Genomic DNA, 5,931 nt, shown 5'->3' with positions numbered 1-5,931 from the left:
TCTGGCTGCGATTGAATTCTAGGATGTACTTACCAGCAGGAGGAGCATCGATCTCAGGAGCTTTAGTTGGTGGGGAAGGTAGAGCAAAGGTGGGTTGAGATTTTTCCTTGAGTTCCTCGATGGTACTCTCCCTTAGGGTTTTGTTACTATCAGTGGTACTGCCATCACTTTGGGCAGACACTAACCTTGTGCTTAACCCAATGGAAATACTACAGCTGAGGAATAATAGTAGGACTAAAGAATATCTTTGGAACGAAGGCCGAGGATGATCTGCTTTTGCATCGAACCTCCTCGAAGTAGAGGCTTGATTAGCGCTAGAGTGACCATCTGATCGGTGTGACCTAGGATTTTTTTTGGGTAGATGGGCAAAAGCCTTGCGAAAAAAGGGTGTCATCAGCAGAACGTTTTAACTCTGATTAAAAATTAAATTGCCGCATGGGATGTTTAGCTATTGATACAAGGCTAGCGCTACCTAATCCGGAGCAAGCTAGTTGGATTACCAGCGGTTGAATAAAAATCAGATACACCCTTGAGTGACCAGAATCTGGGGAACGGAATCCTCCCTATGCCAACCTTTTCGATCGGCAAGCTTCCGCAGTCTTTGAGTTAAATTTACCACAGGCTTCTAGGACATTGCCCCTAGAACAAAAGTTCAGTAAAGTTACTTGACAAATTTAATTTTATATGCATTAAGGAAAATCCCTGGATTGGTATAGGGTTTTTAAATGAATTGTAAACAGCGATTACAGTTTTTTCCATTCCCAAAAATCTCTATATAGCTCTTGCCTGTTGCCTGTTGCCTCGTAAGCATTCAGCTATCAGCGTGTCGCGTATCAGCCACAGGATTTGGTCTATGGTCACCCTCAGAAAATGGCGTTGCTGATTCTGGGTATGGGGCGCGGAATCATACCCAGAATCAGCAACGCTACTTTAGCTGCTATCAGCTATCAACAAGCTGACCGCTGACCGCTGACTGCTGAATGCTGACCTACTCCCTGTTCCCTTTGCTATTGTGATCCAGATCACACCAATCGGTCTGGAAAATCACTAAGGTGGGTGAGCTAAGTCGGTGCAGTGAAATTATTGTGGACTGTAGTATATTCACATCAACTTTAAAGAAGTTTTAGATAACTGCTGGAGGAAATAGGTAATTATGAGTAGTCAACAAATTCGCTTCGCTACTATCACCGTTATTGATATCGCTCTGTTGTTTAGCGCCCCCCTGTTAGTACAATTCATTTCACGGATGCCCTGAGAGTGTTTCAAGAAAGCAGGCCGTGTCGAGTAGGTTTAACAAAATTTAATGTACGTTGATAAATCAGGAAATAGGTAATTATGAGTAGTCAACAGATTCGCTTTGCCACTATCACCGTTATTGATATCGCTCTGTTGTTTAGCGCCCCCCTGTTAGTACAATTCATTTCACGGATGCCCTGAGAGAGTTTCAAGAAAGCAGGCCGTGTCGAGTAGGTTTAACAAAATTTAATGTACGTTGATAAATGAGGAAATAGGTAATTATGAGTAGTCAACAGATTCGCTTCGCTACTATCACCGTTATTGATATCGCTCTGTTGTTTAGCGCCCCCCTGTTGGTAAAATTTATTTCACGGATGCCCTGAGAGAGTTTCAAGAAAGCAGGCCGTGTCGAGTAGGTTTAACAAAATTTAAGCTACCTTGATAAATGAGGAAATAAGTAATTATGAGTAGTCAACAGATTCGCTTCGCTACTATCACCGTTATTGATATCGCTCTGTTGTTTAGCGCCCCCCTGTTGGTACAATTCATTTCACGGATGCCCTGAGAGAGTTTCAAGAAAGCAGGCCGTGTCGAGTAGGTTTAACAAAATTTAAGGTACCTTATATAGCAAAGGGAGTAGGGAGTAGGGAGTAGGGAGTAGGGAAGAAAAATTATCAAAATTTCGACACAGATTGCTATAAATTTAATATAAAGGCCGTTGCGTCAGTCTCTGAATGAATAGGAGTAGAGTGGGCATCCTGCCCGCACGAAAATATTGGGCATCCTGCCCGCACGAAAATAGATTGAAACTGGCTTGATGCCAGTGCCACGCCTGATCCCCATTCCACAGGTGCGCTTAAAATCATTCCATTATAGAGTGGGCATCCTGCCCGCACGAAAATAAGCATGAAACTGGCAAGATGCCAGTTCTACCAAGATACCTATTCCACAGGTGCGCTTAAAATCATTCCATTATAGAGTGGGCATTCTGCCCCCACGAAAATAGATTGAAACTGGCAAGATGCCCGCGCGAAAATAGATTGAAACTGGCAAGATGCCAGTTCTACCAAGATCCCCATTCCACAGGTGTGCTTAAAATCATTCCATTATTAAGCAACGCCATATAAAGCGCTATTTTCTATAAAAACTGTTGTAAACTGAAAGTTGTTGTCAAATTCAGCAAGTTTAGCGAAATAACTTGATGACTACACTTACATCAGAACAGATTTCCAAGTTACGTTCCGAACTGGCAAATAATCCACAAGCACTAGAAGCTCTTGAGGTAATCGAAGAGTGGGATGGTGATTTAGCTGATGCTGCTGAATCCCTAGCCACTCGCAATGGCATTGAAGGAGTAGAAGATAAGGGTGACTTGCGTTGGTTTACTCAGATCCTTAGGCAGTGTCATGGTCATATCTGTCAGCCAAAATATAAAAAATTTAGAGAAAACTACTTGCCTGCACTTATAGGAGTAATAGCTGAGTTCTTGGCGGGATCACTGGAATTTAAACCTCTAGTAGCCGGACTAATGGCTACTCCAATTGCTATCTATATTGAGCAAGAAGGCATCGAAAAATTCTGCCAATCTTACAATCCTAACCCCTAAGTGCCTGTAGCTACGGAAGCTGCCCAATAATAGGGGTTAGCAAAAGGATAGGGTTGGCGCTTAATGGCAGCATATAGTAAGTCATTGAATTTGCGACGATCGCGCTTATTGTTTTCAAATATTTGAGCCATCAAACCCTTAAATTTTTGACTTTTTTGGATTCTTGCCAAGGTTTTACTGTTCAGTGTTCGTAACCAGAATTGGGCGTTAACTAAGGCAGTTGAAACATCCCCATCTTCTAACGTTGGCAGTCGTTTGAGGTTTTTGTATAATTTGATCACTAACAAAGCAGTGGCAAGAGGATCGACTTTCCAGAGGGTGCTGACAACGCTAGGGCTACCTGCATAGAGAAAACCGCTAGGCAAACCAATATATTCATCTAAACCACTAGGTAATCCAGTATCTTCGTCTTTGTTACTTGATTCTTGGTTACTGGAAAGGGTCATCGCAGTTTCACAGGCAGAAAGAATGACAATAAGACATTGACTGAGATCAAGTTTAAAGATTTTATACAAGGTTAGGTCTGCATCTGCTAAAAGTAGGGCTGATTCTAGGGGAGATTGAGATTTGAACGTGCCATGACAGGAAAAGTGGACACAGTGAGCAGAGCGGAGTTGCTTGATATTTTGATTTAGCTTGGCTTCGGTTGCGTCTGCTTCAGCAAGAACAATACTGTGGTTGGGGTCAAAGTATTGTCGGATTTTATCAACTTCTAGTTTCGAGCCAGGCAATGGTTTTGCTTCAGGTCTAGTGGGGTTTTGGATGGCAAATAAGTTATTGAAGTGGGGGCGCTGTTGTTCTTTTGTTAGTTTCAGTAACTGGCTACTAGGAGCATAACTTACCCCTCTTTCAAAGCGGTCGATAAGTAAATTACCTTTTGATAAAGCTAAAGCGTGGAGGGGAAACAGATGCAGGAAACGATGGGGCACTATAATTAAGCGATCGCATTTACCCCCAACTTTCTCAAATATTCCATCAATCTTGGAAATGATGTTATCAATATCTAATATTGTAGCGAGGTCCACGAGACGAGTGGATAGATTAGTTATCCATTGATTTTTTTGGTTGCGGTAGGCATTGGTATAGTCTTTATCCCAGTCTTCCAAAGTTTTCAGCTTTTCAGGAGAGGATGACACAACTATGGGCTGCTGACTGTGACTGGTGACAATAAAGGTAAGAATATTATCCCTGGTAACATACCACTCAATAATAGCGGTGCCTTGATCAATCAGGCTCTGAATATCCCTAAACGGAATAGTTTCTACGGTTTGAGTTAGACTGAAACTGGAGTCATAGTTATCATTGATTTCTTTAAGCACCTGATCTAGCTGCTGTAGCGACTTCTGTAATTCTTGCTGTAGTCGTTTCCGTGATTCCTCTATAGATGGTCGTTGCTTTAGTTGTGTGTTATCGCTATTTCCAGATAGTTTTTCAAAAACTACTTGTAACTGTTTTTCCAATGATGGAATGTTTCGACGCAGTTGATCTAACTCGGTGATTATCCCTTGGGGAACGTTGCCTTTAGGATAAAGGTCGCGGTTGGTGAGCAGTTGCACTAGGTCCCGGGCTTTGCTGCGTTCGACTGTTTCGATGGCTTTATCCAACTGTTCTATATTGATATAGGCTTGCACTAGTGTTTGATAAACGGGTGCATCTCACTTTTGCAATTAAACAAAAATTATAATAAAATTCCCAAACTGCCTACACTACCCACCCTCCCTAAAATCCCCACGCTTCCGACACTTCCGGCACTTCCCTTCTTTTTTACAAAGATGAGATGCACCCTGATAAACTGTTATTGCCTGTGCCAACATCTGTTGACGATTTGGATCATTGATTGCCTCACTGCGACTGATTTCTACTGCTGTGATTGCTTGTTGGTAGGCATCGATGGCGGGTTGCCAGTTACGTTGGTTGAAGTGGAGGTGACCTAAGTTGCGGGAAGTTATGAGACAGTTAATCGGATCGGCTTGCGGGGTGTAAACTGACAATGCTAGTTGGTATGCTGTAATAGCATTTTCGAGATTCTCTTACTTATCACCACGAATTCTTTAACTGTAGGCTGCGCCGAGATTGTTTTGAATCGTTGCCCACTCTTCGGGGAAGTCTTTTTTGGTGTAAACGGACAAAGCTAGTTCGTATGCTTCAATCGCTTTTTCGAGATTCTCTGCTTTATCACCACGGATTCTGTCACGGTACGCATTGCCCAGGTTCTTTTGATTCATTGCCCACTCAATAGGGAAGTCTTCTTTGGTGTAAACGGACAAAGCTAGTTCGTATGCTTCAATCGCTTTTTCGAGATTCTCTGCTTTATCACCACGGATTCTTTCACGGTACGCACTGCCCAGGTTATTTTGAGTCATTGCCCAATTTTGGGGAAAGTCTTGTTTGGTGTAAACCCACAAAGCTCGTTTGTATGCTTCAATAGCAAGTTCTAGATTCGATTCCCTGTTGTGGCGGATTCTTTCACGGTACGCACTGCCCAGGTTATTTTGAGTCATTGCCCAATTTTGGGGAAAGTCTTGTTTGGTGTAAACCCACAAAGCTCGTTTGTATGCTTCAATAGCAAGTTCTAGATTCGATTCCCTGTTGTGGCGGATTCTGTTTCTGTAAGCAAGGCCTAGATTGTTTTGAATCGTTGCCCACTCTTCGGGGAACTTTTGTTTGGTGTGAACTTTCAATGCTAGTTCGTATGCTGCAATCGCTTTTTCGAGATTCTCTGCTTTATCACCACTGATTCTGTTTCTGTAAGCAATGCCCAGGTTGTTTTGAGTCCTTGCCCACTCTTCGGGGAAGTCTTTTTTGGTGTGAACTTTCAATGCTAGTTCGTATGCTTTAATGGCAAGTTCGAGATTCTCTGCTTTATCACCACGGATTCTGTTTCTGTAGACAAGGCTCAGGTTGTTTTGAGTCCTTGCCCACTCTTCGGGGAAGTCTTTTTTGGTGTGAACTTCCAATGCTCGTTCGTATGCTTTAATGGCAAGTTCGAGATTCTCTGCTTTATCACCACGGATTCTGTTTCTGTAGACAAGGCTCAGGTTGTTTTGAGTCCTTGCCCACTCTTCGGGGAAGTCTTTTTTGGTGTGAAC

Annotated in this window: 3 protein-coding genes and 2 pseudogenes; 1 reads left to right on the top strand and 4 read right to left on the bottom strand. The window is 42.7% G+C overall.

The genetic code is table 11. The annotated features are described in order from the left end of the window. A pseudogene (locus tag F6K20_RS21420) lies at positions 1-394 on the bottom strand (hypothetical protein); the annotation flags it as partial. A gap of 2,043 nt (positions 395-2,437) precedes the next feature. Here F6K20_RS21420 and F6K20_RS21415 point away from each other — a divergent pair. Beyond that, positions 2,438-2,842 (top strand): hypothetical protein, encoded by a 405-nt coding sequence (locus F6K20_RS21415; protein WP_008189153.1) that lies wholly within the window; start codon positions 2,438-2,440, stop codon positions 2,840-2,842. Here the strand turns inward: F6K20_RS21415 and F6K20_RS21410 are convergent. The 3 genes and pseudogenes from F6K20_RS21410 to F6K20_RS21400 form a co-directional block, all read right to left on the bottom strand. Next, on the bottom strand, positions 2,839-4,473 hold the full coding sequence (locus F6K20_RS21410) for a CHAT domain-containing protein (protein WP_008189155.1): 1,635 nt from the start codon (positions 4,471-4,473) through the stop codon (positions 2,839-2,841). The genes F6K20_RS21415 and F6K20_RS21410 overlap by 4 nt on opposite strands. 75 nt (positions 4,474-4,548) lie before the next feature. Next, positions 4,549-4,833 carry a tetratricopeptide repeat protein gene (locus F6K20_RS21405; RefSeq protein ID WP_008189158.1) on the bottom strand — a complete coding sequence of 95 codons (285 nt, stop codon included), beginning with the start codon at positions 4,831-4,833 and terminating at the stop codon, positions 4,549-4,551. Between the two features lie 42 nt (positions 4,834-4,875). Then, positions 4,876-5,931, bottom strand: a pseudogene (locus tag F6K20_RS21400) (tetratricopeptide repeat protein); the annotation flags it as partial.

The sequence above is a fragment of the Moorena sp. SIO2C4 genome (assembly GCF_010672485.1).
Lineage (GTDB): Bacteria > Cyanobacteriota > Cyanobacteriia > Cyanobacteriales > Coleofasciculaceae > Moorena > Moorena producens.
This window is presented reverse-complemented; position numbering and strand designations above follow the sequence as displayed.